Source organism: Pantoea eucrina, assembly GCF_002095385.1.
Classification (GTDB): Bacteria; Pseudomonadota; Gammaproteobacteria; order Enterobacterales; family Enterobacteriaceae; genus Pantoea; species Pantoea eucrina.
The window spans coordinates 66,123-81,124 of record NZ_MIPP01000013.1; the positions used below are offsets into that span (position 1 = coordinate 66,123).

At 57.4% G+C, this 15,002-nt stretch carries 14 protein-coding genes and 2 pseudogenes; 13 read left to right on the plus strand and 3 right to left on the minus strand.

What is annotated here, in order from left to right:
- Positions 1 to 103: 103 nt before the first annotated feature.
- Together rne and HA43_RS18800 are read right to left on the minus strand one after the other, a co-directional pair.
- Entirely contained in the window at positions 104 to 3,445 is a 3,342-nt protein-coding gene (rne, locus tag HA43_RS08050) for a ribonuclease E (protein ID WP_094111372.1), read from the minus strand.
- A gap of 64 nt (positions 3,446 to 3,509) precedes the next feature.
- Positions 3,510 to 3,719 carry a hypothetical protein gene (locus tag HA43_RS18800; protein ID WP_139074200.1) on the minus strand — a complete coding sequence of 70 codons (210 nt, stop codon included), beginning with the start codon at positions 3,717 to 3,719 and terminating at the stop codon, positions 3,510 to 3,512.
- A gap of 299 nt (positions 3,720 to 4,018) precedes the next feature.
- Here HA43_RS18800 and rluC point away from each other — a divergent pair.
- Positions 4,019 to 4,974 (plus strand): annotated as a pseudogene (gene rluC, locus HA43_RS08060) (23S rRNA pseudouridine(955/2504/2580) synthase RluC).
- Between the two features lie 11 nt (positions 4,975 to 4,985).
- Here the strand turns inward: rluC and HA43_RS08065 are convergent.
- Positions 4,986 to 5,570: a Maf family protein gene (locus HA43_RS08065; protein WP_094111373.1), complete on the minus strand. Its 585-nt coding sequence runs from the start codon at positions 5,568 to 5,570 to the stop codon at positions 4,986 to 4,988.
- A gap of 140 nt (positions 5,571 to 5,710) precedes the next feature.
- Here HA43_RS08065 and yceD point away from each other — a divergent pair, with 140 nt between their 5' ends.
- The 12 genes and pseudogenes from yceD to holB all read left to right on the plus strand — a co-directional run.
- Positions 5,711 to 6,232, plus strand: coding sequence for a 23S rRNA accumulation protein YceD (yceD, locus tag HA43_RS08070; protein ID WP_039383829.1), 522 nt, complete (start codon positions 5,711 to 5,713; stop codon positions 6,230 to 6,232).
- 14 nt (positions 6,233 to 6,246) lie between these two features.
- On the plus strand, positions 6,247 to 6,417 hold the full coding sequence (rpmF, locus tag HA43_RS08075; protein ID WP_007885783.1) for a 50S ribosomal protein L32: 171 nt from the start codon (positions 6,247 to 6,249) through the stop codon (positions 6,415 to 6,417).
- A gap of 27 nt (positions 6,418 to 6,444) precedes the next feature.
- A pseudogene (gene plsX / locus HA43_RS08080) lies at positions 6,445 to 7,490 on the plus strand (phosphate acyltransferase PlsX).
- Positions 7,491 to 8,444: a beta-ketoacyl-ACP synthase III gene (locus HA43_RS08085; protein ID WP_094111374.1), complete on the plus strand. Its 954-nt coding sequence runs from the start codon at positions 7,491 to 7,493 to the stop codon at positions 8,442 to 8,444. It begins immediately after the preceding pseudogene.
- Between the two features lie 16 nt (positions 8,445 to 8,460).
- The gene (gene fabD, locus HA43_RS08090) at positions 8,461 to 9,393 is read left to right on the plus strand and encodes an ACP S-malonyltransferase (protein ID WP_071668737.1); all 933 of its coding nucleotides are present in this window, start codon (positions 8,461 to 8,463) and stop codon (positions 9,391 to 9,393) included.
- A 10-nt stretch (positions 9,394 to 9,403) separates the two neighbouring features.
- Entirely contained in the window at positions 9,404 to 10,138 is a 735-nt protein-coding gene (gene fabG / locus HA43_RS08095) for a 3-oxoacyl-ACP reductase FabG (RefSeq protein WP_039383840.1), read from the plus strand.
- Positions 10,139 to 10,291: 153 nt separating this feature from the next.
- Positions 10,292 to 10,528 carry an acyl carrier protein gene (acpP, locus tag HA43_RS08100; RefSeq protein ID WP_039383843.1) on the plus strand — a complete coding sequence of 79 codons (237 nt, stop codon included), beginning with the start codon at positions 10,292 to 10,294 and terminating at the stop codon, positions 10,526 to 10,528.
- Between the two features lie 84 nt (positions 10,529 to 10,612).
- The gene (gene fabF, locus HA43_RS08105; protein ID WP_094111375.1) at positions 10,613 to 11,854 is read left to right on the plus strand and encodes a beta-ketoacyl-ACP synthase II; all 1,242 of its coding nucleotides are present in this window, start codon (positions 10,613 to 10,615) and stop codon (positions 11,852 to 11,854) included.
- Positions 11,855 to 11,969: 115 nt separating this feature from the next.
- Positions 11,970 to 12,782, plus strand: coding sequence for an aminodeoxychorismate lyase (gene pabC / locus HA43_RS08110; RefSeq protein WP_094111376.1), 813 nt, complete (start codon positions 11,970 to 11,972; stop codon positions 12,780 to 12,782).
- Positions 12,779 to 13,798: an endolytic transglycosylase MltG gene (mltG, locus tag HA43_RS08115; protein ID WP_094111377.1), complete on the plus strand. Its 1,020-nt coding sequence runs from the start codon at positions 12,779 to 12,781 to the stop codon at positions 13,796 to 13,798. Before pabC ends, mltG begins: the two co-directional genes overlap by 4 nt.
- Entirely contained in the window at positions 13,788 to 14,423 is a 636-nt protein-coding gene (gene tmk, locus HA43_RS08120; protein WP_039383850.1) for a dTMP kinase, read from the plus strand. Before mltG ends, tmk begins: the two co-directional genes overlap by 11 nt.
- The coding region (holB, locus tag HA43_RS08125; protein ID WP_094111378.1) for a DNA polymerase III subunit delta' at positions 14,420 to 15,002 on the plus strand (583 nt) is incomplete at its 3' end. The genes tmk and holB, both read left to right, overlap by 4 nt.

Below are 15,002 nucleotides of genomic sequence, written 5' to 3' on the forward strand. Positions count from 1 at the left end.
GGGCGGTGGGTTTTTTTGGCTGCGGTTCAGGCCGCTCCCGGTAAACAGCAGGCAATAAAAAACCCCGGACCAGCCGGGGTTTTGTTTTTTTATCCGCGCAGAGTTACACGCTGTCCGGACGGGTTGCCGGTGCGGTAGCCTGATGCGTCGCGCTGTGACCACCGGCAGAGCCGCGGCCTTCAAAGCTGAACGGCGGACGTACCCAGTCGCTGTGACGTGCCGGCTCTGGTTCCCAGGCCGGTGCTGGCGCGCGGGTCATTGGTGCCGTGGCGTGCAGCTTAAAGCGTGACTCTGGCTGCTCAACTGACACATCGCGTGCCGGAACCGGCGCATGAGGTTCAGCCACTGGCGCAGCAGGGGCTTCCGCCGCGACTGGCGCTGACAGCACCTTTTCAACCTGCGTTTCAACAGCAGGAGTCACATCCGCCGGTGCCTGTTCTGCTGCGGCAGCGGCTTCGGTCACAGTTGGCTGTACCGCATCCTGCACAGCAGGCTGTGGCGCTTCTTCTGACACGTTCTCAGTTACGATCGCAGGCTCGGCTTCCGCAGCCGTCTCCTGCGCCACCGCTTCATCGGCGGCAGAGATAACGGCAGGCTCATGATCAACCGGCGCGGCAACAGGGGTCAGGTCATCGGTGTTTACCACTGGCACTTCGGTGTGCGCCTGCGGTTCAGCCTGATGTACAACCTCTGACGTTTCAGGCTGCGGCACGCCCGCTGAGGCGGCTTCGGCAGCCACCGGCAGCGCGTCTGCTGCATCCTGATAACCATATTCGGTCATTTCGTTCAGCGGCGCCTGAGAGGTGAACTGCTCGTGCGTCTGCGTAACCGGATAGGAAACCCAGACTTTACCTGATGCCATCTCTGGCGAGGCAGCTGCAGCTTCAAGCGGCATCGGCGACTGCAGCGGATAGCGCTCATCGCGATAGCGACGGCGGCGCTGACCACTGACGCGCAGGTGACGCGGAGAGCGACGTGAACGGCGTGGCATATTCGCGCCTTCACGGTTCTCGTTATCATCCTGCTCATCACTCATTTCCGGCTGCTCAGCGGTGTTAACCGGCGGTGCAATCTCCGCTGCTGCCTCTGGCTGCGCTGCGGCTGGTGATGCTTCCATAACCTCGCCACTGCGGATACGCTGAGTCAGCTGACGCGGCTTGCGACGTGGCATGACCTGAACGCGCTCTTCTTCCTGTACCGCTGCGTCAACTGCAGGGATCTCTTCGGTTGCAACGGACTCAACGGCTTTCTCTTCCTGCTGCTGAGCACGCTTCTCTTCCTGACGACGACGCTGACGCTCGGCACGCTGTTCGCGGCGCTGCTGCTGCTGTTCATCGCGCTGCTGCTGCTGCTCTTCAGTCAGGACCGGGCGCTCGGCACGCGGCTCGTTCTGACGCTTGTTGCGACGATTCTCCTGATTGTCACGCGGTTCACGATTTTCACGTGGCTCACGGGCTTCACGCGGCTCGCGCGCTTCACGGGGCTCACGGGCTTCCCGTGGCTCGCGCGCTTCACGCGGCTCACGGTTCTGAGCCTGCTCGCCATTACGCGGCGTGCGATCGCGACGATTATTGTTGCGGCGGTTACGGCGTTCACCACGCTGCTGCGTGCTGCTTTCATCTTCGGCCGGCTTACTCACCTGCTGAGGTTGTGCTTCCGCCGGGGCTGCTGCCGGAGTATCACTCGCAAACAGCTTTTTCAGACCGTTAAGCAGGCGACCCACCAGACCCGTACTGACGGTGGCAGGTGCAGCAGCAGGACGCGCTGTAGCCTGGGCGTCTGGCTCGCTCTTCGCGGCAGGTTTTTCGGCAGTGACTTCAACCGGTGCAGGCGGGGCATCTGGCATCACAAAGGCGGCCAGCGCAGGCTGCTCCGGACGACGACGCTCGGCGTGCTCCTCTTCTGATGGCAGCGCCATTTCAGCTTCGTGCAGCTTCGGCAGATGATAAGAGAGCGTTTGTGTCTCTTCACCTTTGCGCACGCGCAGCACGGAGTAGTGCGGCGTTTCCATTTGATCGTTAGGCACGATAATGGCGCGTACGCCACCCTGACGCTTCTCGATCGCACTCACCGCTTCACGTTTTTCGTTCAGCAGGTAGGAGGCAACCGGCACCGGCACAATGGCGTGTACTTCTTTGGTGTTATCTTTCAGCGCTTCTTCTTCAATCAGACGCAGAATAGAGAGTGACAGTGATTCGTTATCGCGGATGGTACCCGTACCGCTACAGCGCGGGCAGACGTGATGGCTCGACTCACCCAGTGACGGGCTGAGACGCTGACGCGACATCTCCAGCAGACCAAAACGGGAGATATGGCTAATCTGAATGCGTGCACGATCCTGACGTACCGCTTCGCGCAGCCGGTTCTCTACGGCGCGCTGATGACGGACCGGCGTCATATCGATAAAGTCGATAACGATCAGGCCACCGAGGTCGCGCAGGCGCAGCTGGCGGGCAATCTCATCGGCTGCTTCAAGGTTAGTATTGAAGGCCGTTTCTTCGATGTCGCCGCCGCGGGTTGCACGAGCGGAGTTGATATCGATCGCGGTTAACGCTTCGGTGCTGTCGATAACAATTGAGCCGCCAGAAGGCAGACGGACTTCACGCTGGAAGGCGGACTCGATCTGCGACTCAATCTGGTAGTGGCTGAACAGCGGAATTTCACCGGTGTAGAGTTTGATCTTGCTGCTAAAGTCAGGGCGGCCCAGCGCAGCGATATGCTGACGCGCCAGCTCCAGAACTTTAGGGTTATCAATAAGAATTTCACCAATGTCCTGACGCAGGTAGTCACGGAAAGCGCGCACAATAACGTTGCTTTCCTGATGGATCAGGAAGGGTGCAGGACGGCTCTCTGCCGCTTTTTTGATCGCTTCCCAGTGTTTGAGACGGAAGCTCAGATCCCACTGCAGCGACTCAGCTGATTTCCCCACGCCTGCGGTGCGTACAATCAGGCCCATGCCTTCCGGCAATTCCAGCGCGGAGAGTGCCTCTTTCAGTTCAGTGCGGTCATCGCCTTCAATCCGGCGGGAGATGCCTCCGGCGCGCGGGTTGTTAGGCATCAGAACCAGGTAGCTGCCTGCGAGAGAGATAAAGGTAGTAAGTGCAGCGCCTTTATTACCGCGCTCTTCTTTATCAATCTGAACGATCACTTCCTGGCCTTCACGCAGCACATCTTTGATGTTAGGACGGCCGTGCGCGTTGTAGTTAGCTGGGAAGTATTCGCGGGAAATTTCTTTCAGAGGGAGGAAACCGTGACGCTCAGCGCCATAATCGACAAATGCCGCTTCAAGGCTGGGTTCAACGCGGGTGATTTTACCTTTGTAGATATTGGCTTTTTTCTGCTCGTGTCCGGGGCTTTCGATATCCAGATCGTACAGACGCTGACCGTCAACAAGGGCAACGCGCAACTCCTCCTGCTGAGTTGCGTTAATTAACATTCTTTTCATCGTGACTTACTCGTTATTCTCACATGAGTGATAAAGCTGCGGGCATCGTTACCCTGGACGAGAATCAACCGATGGCCCCGTGTCTGCATGCACTGACGTCAACCTCACGGTTGTCGGCGGCTAAAGGGGCGCAAATCTTGTCGGTGGCCTGCTTTTCATAAGGAAAACCAGCGCCTGAAGGTGGAAATAATACAAAATTTTTGAAAATCCACACATCCCAGTCTGTTGTCCAGGCCGCAACCCGCAGCCCGCTAAGTGCCTGATAAAGCATCACGTCTTACGCCATTGCAGCGTGCTCGTTTTATCCGGCAAATTACCTTAATTTCGCTCTTTTTCTGCCCGAATCTTTCTGGTGCAGAAACAGCAGCATTATTCCACTGCTCACCCGCATATAGCAAGGCGACTTTTGTCGAGCTGTGAAGTTTGTACGCCCTTAACCTGTTCATTTGCGGGGCTAATCGGCAGTTTGCTGAAAAAGCCACCGTTTTGAGCGGTCAGAAGCCTGAAACAAGAGAGAGTTAAGCACAGAAAAAGGGGTGGCGCTATCAGGGGACACTATTTAGAATCGCCGGCATGAAAACAGAGAATCCCGGCGTACATTTTGTCGCCATCACGCTGAAAATGCCGGACAACGTATAGACAACTTTTTGCGCACCCAGCTCAAAGGGGTGCCAAAGAGCATGATTTATCGCATTCTGCGGAAAGGCGAAGTGCGGGTAAATAAAAAACGCGTGAAGCCTGAATATAAGCTTGAGGATGGCGATGAAGTCCGCGTACCACCGGTGCGGGTCGCAGAGCGGGAAGAGCAGGCCGTGTCGCCAAAGCTTGATAAAGTCGCGGCGTTAGCGGATGCCATTCTGTATGAGGACGATCACCTGCTGGTGCTGAATAAGCCGTCCGGTACGGCAGTACACGGCGGCAGCGGCCTGAGCTTTGGGGTTATTGAAGGGCTGCGGGCACTGCGTCCGGAGGCGCGTTTTCTGGAGCTGGTACACCGGCTGGATCGCGACACCTCAGGCGTATTGCTGGTGGCTAAGAAGCGTTCGGCGCTGCGCTCACTGCATGAGCAGCTGCGTGAAAAGGGGATGCAGAAAGATTATCTGGCGCTGGTACGCGGCGACTGGCCTTCTCATCTGAAAGTGGTGCAGGCTCCGCTGCTGAAAAACATTCTGCAGAGCGGAGAGCGGGTAGTGCGCGTCAGCGCAGAAGGCAAGCCTTCAGAAACCCGGTTCAAAGTAGAAGAGCGTTTTGGGCTGGCGACGCTGGTTAAAGCCAGCCCGGTAACCGGCCGCACGCATCAGATCCGCGTGCATACCCTGCATGGTGGCCATCCGATCGCCTTTGACGATCGCTATGGCGATCGCGAATTTGATCGTCAGCTGGCTGGCACGGGGTTATCGCGCCTGTTTCTGCACGCGGCAGCGCTGACGTTTACGCATCCTGCCACCGGCGAAACATTACGCATGGAGGCGCCGCTGGATGCGGCACTCAGACACTGCCTGACCAGACTGCGGCAGAAAAAAAGCTGACGATACCGGCATCAGCCCAGCGGGTTGATGCCGGCCTTAATCAGCAGCTGATTAAGTGCAATCAGCGGCAGCCCGACCAGCGTATTCGGGTCGCGCCCCTCCAGCCTGTCGAACAGACAAATGCCTAATCCTTCGCTTTTAAAGCTGCCGGCGCACGCCAGCGGCTGCTCCAGCTCAACGTAGCGCGCTATCTCCTGACTGCTCAGCGTGCGGAAGTGCACTGTAAAGGGCTCATACAGCACAAACTGCTGCCGGCTGGCGGGCTGCAGCAGCGCCAGCCCGGTATAAAACACAATCGCTTTTCCGCTCGCCTGAGCCAGCTGGCGGCAGGCGTTTTCGCGGGTGTGCGGCTTGCCGGCGATAGCGCCCTCCAGTACGCACACCTGGTCGGAGCCGATAATCCAGCGATCCGGAAACTGCGCAGCCAGCGCCTGCGCTTTGGCCAGCGCCAGGCGCTGCACCAGTTCAGGCGCACTCTCTTCGGGCTGCGAAGTCTCATCGCAGTCAGGCGCAGCAGTCACAAACGGTACGCCAAGCTTGCTGAGCAGCGCCTGACGAAACGGGGAGGTTGAGGCTAAAACCAGTGGCATCATCATTTTTTTACAGAATAGATAGCGTAAACATGACGGGCATTTTAAACTATGCGCCGCACTGGATGCGAATAGCAGGTGAAAGATGCCGTAAAACGGCCTTTTTCTTTGACTCTAAGACGTTACAAAGTTAATATGCGCGCCCTATGCAAAAGGTAAAATTACCCCTGACGCTCGATCCGGTCCGCGCCGCGCAAAAACGCCTGGATTATCATGGTGTTTATGCACCTGAATTGGTGGCGCGTCTGGCCGAAACGGTCGTGAGTGTGGACAGTGATGTGGAATGTACCATGTCGTTTGCGGTTGACAACCAGCGCCTCGCGGTTCTGCAAGGAACGGCGGATGTGCAGGTGACGTTAATGTGTCAACGCTGCAACCAGCCATTTCCGCAAGCTGTACACGTAAGCTATTGCTTTAGTCCGGTCTCTTCTGACGACCAGGCTGAGGCACTACCGGAAGCCTACGAGCCGGTTGATGTCAACGATTTTGGTGAGATCGACCTGCTGGCAGTGATAGAAGATGAGCTCATCCTCGCACTGCCGGTGGTTCCGGTGCATGATTCTGAACACTGTGAAGTGTCCGACGCGGACATGGTCTTTGGTAAGCTGCCTGAAGAGGCAGAAAAACCAAATCCATTTGCCGTATTAGCCAGTTTAAAGCGTAAGTAATAGGAGTAAGGTCCATGGCCGTACAACAGAATAAACCAACCCGTTCCAAGCGTGGCATGCGTCGTTCGCACGATGCCCTGACCACTGCCGCTCTGTCAGTAGATAAAGTTTCTGGCGAAACTCATCTGCGTCACCATATCACTGCGGATGGTTACTACCGCGGTCGCAAGGTTATCACCAAGTAATTCTTTGCGGTTACGCAAGGCGATACCTTGACACGTTTGACCCTGGCAGTTGATGCCATGGGCGGGGACTTCGGTCCCTGCGTGACAGTGCCTGCAGCCTTGCAGGCACTGGCCTCTCATTCGCAGCTGGTTCTTCTTCTGGTCGGCGATCCCGACACAATCTCGTCATTTCTTGCCAAAGCGGATTCCTCACTTTTGAGGCGTGTGCAGGTTATCCCTGCCGAATCGGTTATTGCAAGTGATGCGAAGCCTTCGCAGGCCATCCGTCAGAGCCGTGGCAGTTCTATGCGCGTGGCGCTGGAGCTGGTTGTGGCCGGTAAGGCGCAGGCCTGTATCAGTGCCGGTAATACCGGTGCGCTGATGGGGCTGGCTAAACTCCTGTTAAAACCGCTGGACGGCATTGCACGTCCGGCACTGATGACCGTTCTGCCCCATCAGCAGCAGGGCAAAACGGTCATTCTTGATCTGGGGGCTAACGTCGACTCTGACAGCGATATGCTGGTGCAGTTTGCCATCATGGGAGCTGTCATGGCGGAAGAGGTGCTGGAGATCCGGCAACCGCGCGTTGCGCTGCTCAATATTGGTCAGGAAGAGACCAAAGGGCTTGAGTCGATTCGCGCCGCATCTGCGGTTCTGCGGGCAAGCCCTCAGATCAACTATATTGGTTATCTTGAAGGTAACGACCTGCTGACCGGCAAAACAGATGTGCTGGTGTGCGATGCTTTGCCGGTAATGTAACGCTGAAAACGATGGAAGGTGTGGTGCGGCTGTTTCTGTCGCTGCTGAAATCGTCAGGCGAAGGTAATAAAGGTAAAGGGACCTGGTGGCTGAAACTGCTGGGACGCTGGCTGAAAAAGCGTATGATCAGGCGTTTCGGTCATCTAAACCCCGACCAGTATAACGGCGCTTGTCTGTTAGGATTGCGCGGAACAGTGATCAAAAGCCACGGCGCGGCCAATATTCAGGCATTCGCTGTGGCGATAGAACAGGCAGAGCAGGCGGTGCGTAAGCAAGTTCCCGAAAGAATTGCCGCGCGCCTTGACGCTGTATTAGCCAGGAGTGACAAAGCGTAGATGTATACCAAAATTATCGGAACAGGCAGCTATCTGCCTGAACAGATCCGCACCAATGCCGATCTGGAAAAAATGGTGGAAACCTCAGACGAGTGGATTGTCACCCGTACCGGCATTCGCGAGCGCCGTATTGCTGCACCGGATGAAACGGTTGCCAGCATGGGCTTTAACGCCGCACAGCGCGCGCTGGTAATGGCCGGCGTTGCCGCCAGCGACATTGGTCTGATTATCGTCGCCACAACTTCATCCAGCCACGCGTTCCCCAGCTCCGCATGCATGATTCAGCAGATGCTGGAGATCAACGACTGCGCAGCCTTCGATCTTGGCGCCGCCTGTGCCGGCTTTACCTATGCGCTGAGCGTTGCCGATCAATATATTAAAAACGGGGCGGTTAAACACGCGCTGGTGATTGGTGCTGATGTCCTGGCGCGTACGCTTGATCCCAGCGATCGCGGGACAATTATTCTGTTTGGCGACGGCGCGGGCGCCGTGGTACTGGGCCAGAGCAGCGAGCCGGGTATCCTCTCGACCCATCTGCATGCCGATGGCCGCTATGGCCAGCTGCTGACCCTGCCTTATCAGGATCGCGCGCGTCAGGATGAACCTGCCTACCTGACCATGGCGGGTAATGAAGTCTTTAAAGTTGCGGTAACCGAGCTGGCGCATATCGTTGATGAGACGCTGCAGGCGAATAATCTCGATCGCAGCGCGCTCGACTGGCTGGTGCCGCATCAGGCAAATCTGCGCATTATCAGCGCAACTGCCCGTAAACTCGGCATGGGCCTGGACAAAGTTGTGGTCACGCTCGATCGTCACGGAAACACCTCTGCGGCTTCGGTGCCGAGCGCGCTGGATGAAGCAGTGCGTGATGGCCGCATCAAGCCGGGACAACTGATTTTGCTGGAAGCCTTTGGTGGTGGTTTTACCTGGGGTTCTGCGCTGGTACGCTTTTGATTGACAGGAAGGACAGATGACGCAATTAGCTTTTGTTTTCCCGGGACAGGGATCTCAGACCGTTGGCATGCTGGCTGAACTCGCTGCTGACAACCCTCAGGTTGAAGCGACGTTTCGCGAAGCGTCTGATGCGCTGGGCTACGATCTGTGGCAGCTGGTTCAGCAGGGGCCGGCTGAAGAGCTGAACAAAACCTGGCAGACGCAGCCCGCTTTGCTGGCAGCTTCAGTCGCTATCTATCGCGTCTGGCAGCAGAAACAGGGCGCTCAGCCGGTGCTGCTGGCAGGCCACAGCCTGGGTGAGTACTCGGCGCTGGTTTGCGCAGGCGTGCTGGCGTTTGCAGATGCCATTAAGCTGGTAGAACTGCGCGGCAAGCTGATGCAGGAGGCGGTTCCGGAAGGGACGGGAGCTATGCAGGCAATTATCGGTCTCGATGATGAGGCGATTCGTAAAGCCTGTGAAGAGAGTGCGCAGGGTGAAGTGGTCTCGCCGGTGAATTTCAACTCGCCAGGCCAGGTGGTGATTGCCGGTAACAAAGACGCCGTTGAGCGTGCTGGCGCTGCCTGTAAAGCGGCCGGCGCGAAACGTGCGCTGCCACTGCCGGTCAGCGTGCCATCGCACTGTGCGCTGATGAAGCCTGCTGCAGTTAAGCTTGCTGTTGCGCTTGAAGAGATCGCCTTTAATGCGCCAGATGTGCCGGTAGTGAATAACGTTGATGTCAAATGCGAAAACGATGCTGCGGCTATCCGCAACGCGCTGGTACGTCAGCTTTATAGCCCGGTACGCTGGACCGAATCAGTACAATTTATTGCAGAACAGGGTGTGACTCAGCTGCTGGAGATGGGTCCGGGCAAAGTCCTGACCGGTCTGACCAAACGGATTGCTGATAACCTGACGGCTACTGCCGTGAACGATCCTGCGTCGCTTTCTGCGGCTCTCTCTCAGGAATAAGAGGAAAATCATGAATTTTGAAGGTAAAGTTGCGCTGGTAACGGGCGCAAGCCGCGGTATTGGCCGGGCCATTGCAGAGACACTGGCGGCGCGCGGCGCAAAAGTTATCGGCACAGCAACCAGCGAAAGCGGAGCTGAAGCCATCAGCGCCTATCTTGGCGACAACGGCAAAGGCCTGGCGCTGAACGTGACGGATGCGGCCTCTATCGACGACGTGCTGGCAAAAGTGCGCGCTGAATTTGGCGAAGTGGATATTTTAGTCAATAATGCAGGCATCACGCGTGACAATCTGCTGATGCGCATGAAAGATGATGAGTGGGATGATATTCTTAATACCAACCTGACATCAGTTTTCCGCCTCTCCAAGGCGGTCATGCGTGCCATGATGAAAAAACGTGTGGGCCGTATCATTACCATCGGTTCTGTAGTTGGGACCATGGGTAACGCGGGCCAGGCTAACTACGCTGCAGCAAAGGCGGGTTTAATTGGCTTTAGCAAATCACTGGCGCGTGAAGTCGCGTCACGTGGCATTACCGTAAACGTCGTGGCTCCGGGCTTTATTGAGACGGACATGACGCGTGCACTGAATGAAGATCAGCGCTCGGGCATTCTGGCAGAAGTGCCTGCAGGCCGTTTAGGCGACCCGCAGGAAATTGCCAATGCTGTTGCATTCTTAGCCTCTGACGAAGCAGCCTACATCACAGGTGAAACGCTGCACGTCAATGGCGGCATGTACATGGTCTGATAATCACGAAATCATTTGCATTATTTGCGGTAAACACCGCAGAATAGCGCAAAATCGTGGTTCGACCAGCCGGGATTTTGTTGCATCTTTTTCACCATTTTATACACTACGAAAACCATCGCGAAAGCGAGTTTTGATAGGAAATTAAATAGTATGAGCGATATCGAACAACGCGTTAAGAAAATCGTAGCTGAGCAGCTGGGCGTTAAAGAAGACGAAGTGGTTAACACTGCTTCTTTCGTTGAAGACCTGGGTGCAGATTCTCTTGACACCGTTGAGCTGGTAATGGCTCTGGAAGAAGAGTTTGATACTGAAATTCCAGACGAAGAAGCTGAGAAAATCACTACCGTTCAGGCAGCGATCGATTACGTCACTAGCCATCAAGGCTAATGAATATCTTCAGGCGGTCATATGACCGCCTGAGTTTTATGTTTGCCCCACATAGCGTTATTTTTCCCTCCCTGGAGGACGAACGTGTCTAAGCGTCGTGTAGTTGTGACCGGTCTTGGCATGTTGTCTCCTGTCGGCAATACCGTAGAGTCTACCTGGAGTGCTCTCCTTGCCGGTCAGAGCGGCATTACCCTGATCGACCATTTTGATGCCAGTGCTTATGCAACGCGTTTTGCGGGCCTGGTGAAAGATTTTAATTGTGATGAGTACATCTCGCGGAAAGATCAGCGCAAGATGGACGATTTCATCCAGTATGGTATCGCGGCTGGCATTCAGGCTATGGCGGACTCCGGTCTGGTCGTAACTGATGAGAATGCCGGACGTATCGGCGCGGCTATTGGTTCAGGTATTGGCGGACTGGGTCTGATCGAAGAGAACCACAGCTCGCTGGTTAAAGGCGGCCCGCGCAAAATCAGCCCGTTCTTCGTACCTTCTACCATTGTTAATATGGTCGCCGGTCATCTCACTATTATGTATGGCCTGAAAGGCCCGAGTATTTCGATTGCAACGGCCTGCACCTCAGGCGTACATAACATCGGCCACGCTGCACGTATCATTGCTTACGATGATGCTGATGTGATGCTGGCGGGTGGCGCAGAGAAAGCCAGTACGCCTCTGGGTGTTGGCGGCTTTGGCGCGGCGCGTGCGCTCTCAACACGAAACGACAATCCGCAGGCGGCCAGCCGTCCGTGGGATAAAGATCGTGACGGGTTTGTACTGGGTGACGGCGCCGGTATTGTGGTTCTGGAAGAGTATGAGCACGCCAAAAAGCGCGGTGCGAAAATCTATGCTGAAATCGTTGGTTTTGGCATGAGCAGCGATGCTTACCACATGACGTCACCGCCGGAAGATGGCTCAGGCGCCGCTGCAGCGATGGTCAACGCGCTGCGTGATGCCCGACTCGACCCGGCTCAGATCGGCTATGTTAACGCGCACGGCACCTCTACGCCAGCCGGTGATAAAGCTGAAGCGCAGGCGGTGAAATCCGTATTTGGCGCGTCAGCGCACAGCGTTATGGTCAGCTCGACCAAATCGATGACGGGTCACCTGCTGGGTGCTGCCGGTGCCGTAGAAGCGATCTATTCGGTTCTGGCGCTGCGCGACCAGATTGTACCGCCAACCATCAATCTGGATAATCCGGATGAGGGTTGCGATCTGGACTTTGTGCCGCATACGGCGCGTCAGGTTAGCGGTCTGGAGTATACACTATGTAACTCCTTTGGATTTGGCGGCACCAACGGCTCGCTGATCTTCCGCAAGGTATAATCGCTATTCTGCCGAACAGAGGCCCGCAATGCGGGCCTTTTTTCTGATCTGCTCTTCAGCACAACTGTCCGGGCAGGTGAGATCATTTCAGGGCTGACTGCCTGAGGAGCGCGCGGTGTGGATTAACGGTATCCCGCAAACAATGCTGCCGGCCAGCGATCGAGCTGTCCAGTTTGGCGACGGCTGTTTCACCACGGCCGCCGTGCGTAACGGCAGCGTCGTGATGGCTGAGGCGCATCTGCAGCGCCTGGAGCAGGGGTGCAGGCAGCTTCTGCTGCCGCTGCCCGACCTGACGCTGCTGGCAGATGAAATGCGTTGCATTGCGCAGGGTCACGACCGGGCAGTGATGAAGATCATCCTGACGCCGGGAGCTGGCGGACGCGGCTACAGCCGGCGCGGCTGTCAGGACCCGGTGCGCATCCTCTCGCTCTCCCCCTGGCCGCACCATTACGCCGCGCTGCAGCAGCAGGGGGTGAGGCTGATTACCAGCCCGGTGCCGCTGGCGCGCAATCCGCTGCTGGCGGGCATCAAACATCTCAACCGGCTGGAGCAGGTGATGATTCGCCACCACCTTGATGAGACGGATGCTGATGAGGCGCTGGTACTGGACACCGCGGGATGCGTGGTAGAATGCTGCGCTGCCAATCTCTTCTGGCGCCGCGGCAACCAGATTTTTACGCCTCACCTTGGCCAGGCGGGCGTAAACGGCATTATGCGACGTTTTCTGATGGCGCAGCTGGCGGCCAGCGGCCAGGCTTGTCAGGAAATCAGCGCGCCGCGCGAAAGCGTACTTGGCGCTGATGAAGTCGTGATCTGTAATGCACTGATGCCGGTGCTGCCGGTGCGGCAAATCGATAACATTATTTTCAGTGAACGCACGTTGTACCAGCAACTTTTTACCTGTTGCCAGAAAATGGACGTAACATGAGTCGAATCAAAAAAATTATTGCGGGCGCGGCAGTTATCGCTGCCGCCGCTGCCGCGTTTAGCTACTGGCAGACAGAGCGCCTGGCAGATACGCCGCTGACCATTCACCAGGAAACGCTCTATACGCTGCCGGCGGGTAGCGGACGCGTTGTGCTGGAAGCGCAGCTGGAGAGTCAGCATATTATTCCGCACACTATCTGGTTTGGGCCGTTGCTCAGGCTGCAGCCGGAGCTGGCGGAGTTTAAAGCGGGTACCTACCGGCTGGAACAGGGCATGACCGTACGTCAGCTGCTGCAGCTGCTGGCCAGCGGTAAAGAGGCGCAGTTTCCGCTTCGTTTTATCGAGGGCTCACGCCTCAGCGAGTGGCTGAGCGAGCTGCGCAAAGCGCCTTATCTGAAGCATACGCTGCCGGACGACAGCTTTGCCAGCGTAGCGGCGGCGCTGAAGCTGGACGCGGCACAGCTTGAAGGCAGCTTCTATCCCGACACCTATCTCTATACTGCCAATACTACGGACGTGGCGGTGCTGACGCGGGCGCATATCCGCATGAACAAGCTGGTCGATGAGGTCTGGCAGACGCGCATGGCGAATCTGCCCTACAAAGCGCCGCGGGATCTGGTGACGATGGCGTCAATCATCGAGAAAGAGACCGGCGTAAGCGAGGAGCGCGCGCGGGTAGCGTCAGTATTTATTAATCGTCTGCGGACCGGAATGAAGCTCCAGACCGATCCCACCGTTATCTACGGGATGGGTGAGCGCTATAACGGCACGCTGACGCGCAGCGATCTCGACACGCCGACCGCCTATAATACCTACAGCATCAGCGGCCTGCCGCCGGGACCGATTGCGATGCCCGGACGCGCCTCGCTGGAAGCCGCTGCGCATCCGGAAAAGAGCAGCTATCTCTATTTTGTTGCGGATGGCAAAGGCGGGCATACCTTTACCACCAACCTTGCCAGCCATAACCGGGCGGTACAGGCTTATCGTCAGGCGCTGAAGGAAAAAAATGAAGAGTAAGTTTATTGTCATTGAGGGGCTGGAAGGCGCCGGCAAAACCACCGCGCGCGAGGCGGTGGTGGAAGTTTTGCAGCAGCACGGTATCCACGACATTGTCTTTACCCGTGAGCCGGGCGGCACACCGCTGGCGGAACAGCTGCGGGTGCTGGTAAAGCAGGGTATTGAAGGTGAACAGGTTACCGACAAAGCGGAGCTGCTGATGCTTTACGCCGCCCGGGTGCAGCTGGTGGAGAACGTGATCAAACCGGCGCTGGCGCGCGGCGCGTGGGTGGTGGGCGATCGTCACGATCTCTCTTCGCAGGCGTATCAGGGCGGTGGCCGTGAAATGGATGCCGCGCTGATGACCACGCTGCGCGATGCGGTGCTGGGCGATTTTCGCCCCGACCTCACGCTTTATCTCGATGTGACGCCGGAAATCGGATTGCAGCGCGCCCGTGCGCGCGGCGCGCTGGACCGCATTGAGCAGGAGTCGCTGCGCTTTTTCGAGCGGACCCGCGCGCGCTACCTTGCGCTGGCGCAGGCGGACGCCAGCATCGTCACTGTTGATGCAACGCAGGCTATCGATGAGGTGACAACGTCACTTAAAGCGGCCCTGCATCGCTGGCTGGCCGGGCAGCGCCCATGAACTGGTATCCGTGGCTGAACCAGCCCTACCGGCAGATTATTGCCCGTCACCAGGAGGGCGCAGCGCATCATGCGCTGCTGCTGCAGGCAGCTGAAGGTATGGGGGATGACGCGCTGGTGTGGGGCGTTAGCCGCTGGCTGATGTGTCAGCGGCGGGAAGGCGCTAAAAGCTGCGGCACGTGCCACGGCTGTGAACTGATGCAGGCGCATACGCATCCGGACTGGTATCGGCTGGAAGCAGAAAAAGGAAAGGCGTCGCTGGGCGTGGATGCTGTGCGCGACGTTACGGAAAAGCTCTATCATTTTGCGCAGCAGGGCGGTGCGAAAGTGGTCTGGCTGCCGGACGCCGCGCAGCTGACGGAAGCGGCTGCCAATGCGCTGCTGAAAACGCTGGAGGAGCCACCCGCAAACTGCTGGTTCTTTCTCAGCGTGCGTGAGTCCTCCCGGTTGCTGGCTACGCTGCGCAGCCGCTGTCTCAGCTGGCCGCTAATTCCGCCGGAGGAGTCGCAGAGCCTCGCCTGGCTGGGCCGTGAAGTAACACAGCCAGAAGCGGCGCTGCGCGCTGCGCTGCGTCTGAGCG

Bases quoted from the DNA above. Each gene is read 5' to 3' on its own strand.
- acpP (WP_039383843.1), top strand. From the start codon at position 10,292: ATGAGCGATATCGAACAACGCGTTAAGAAAATCGTAGCTGAGCAGCTG.
- HA43_RS08085 (WP_094111374.1), top strand. From the start codon at position 7,491: ATGTATACCAAAATTATCGGAACAGGCAGCTATCTGCCTGAACAGATC.
- yceD (WP_039383829.1), top strand. From the start codon at position 5,711: ATGCAAAAGGTAAAATTACCCCTGACGCTCGATCCGGTCCGCGCCGCG.
- tmk (WP_039383850.1), top strand. From the start codon at position 13,788: ATGAAGAGTAAGTTTATTGTCATTGAGGGGCTGGAAGGCGCCGGCAAA.
- fabD (WP_071668737.1), top strand. From the start codon at position 8,461: ATGACGCAATTAGCTTTTGTTTTCCCGGGACAGGGATCTCAGACCGTT.
- mltG (WP_094111377.1), top strand. From the start codon at position 12,779: ATGAGTCGAATCAAAAAAATTATTGCGGGCGCGGCAGTTATCGCTGCC.
- HA43_RS08065 (WP_094111373.1), bottom strand. From the start codon at position 5,570: ATGATGATGCCACTGGTTTTAGCCTCAACCTCCCCGTTTCGTCAGGCG.
- rpmF (WP_007885783.1), top strand. From the start codon at position 6,247: ATGGCCGTACAACAGAATAAACCAACCCGTTCCAAGCGTGGCATGCGT.
- fabG (WP_039383840.1), top strand. From the start codon at position 9,404: ATGAATTTTGAAGGTAAAGTTGCGCTGGTAACGGGCGCAAGCCGCGGT.
- rne (WP_094111372.1), bottom strand. From the start codon at position 3,445: ATGAAAAGAATGTTAATTAACGCAACTCAGCAGGAGGAGTTGCGCGTT.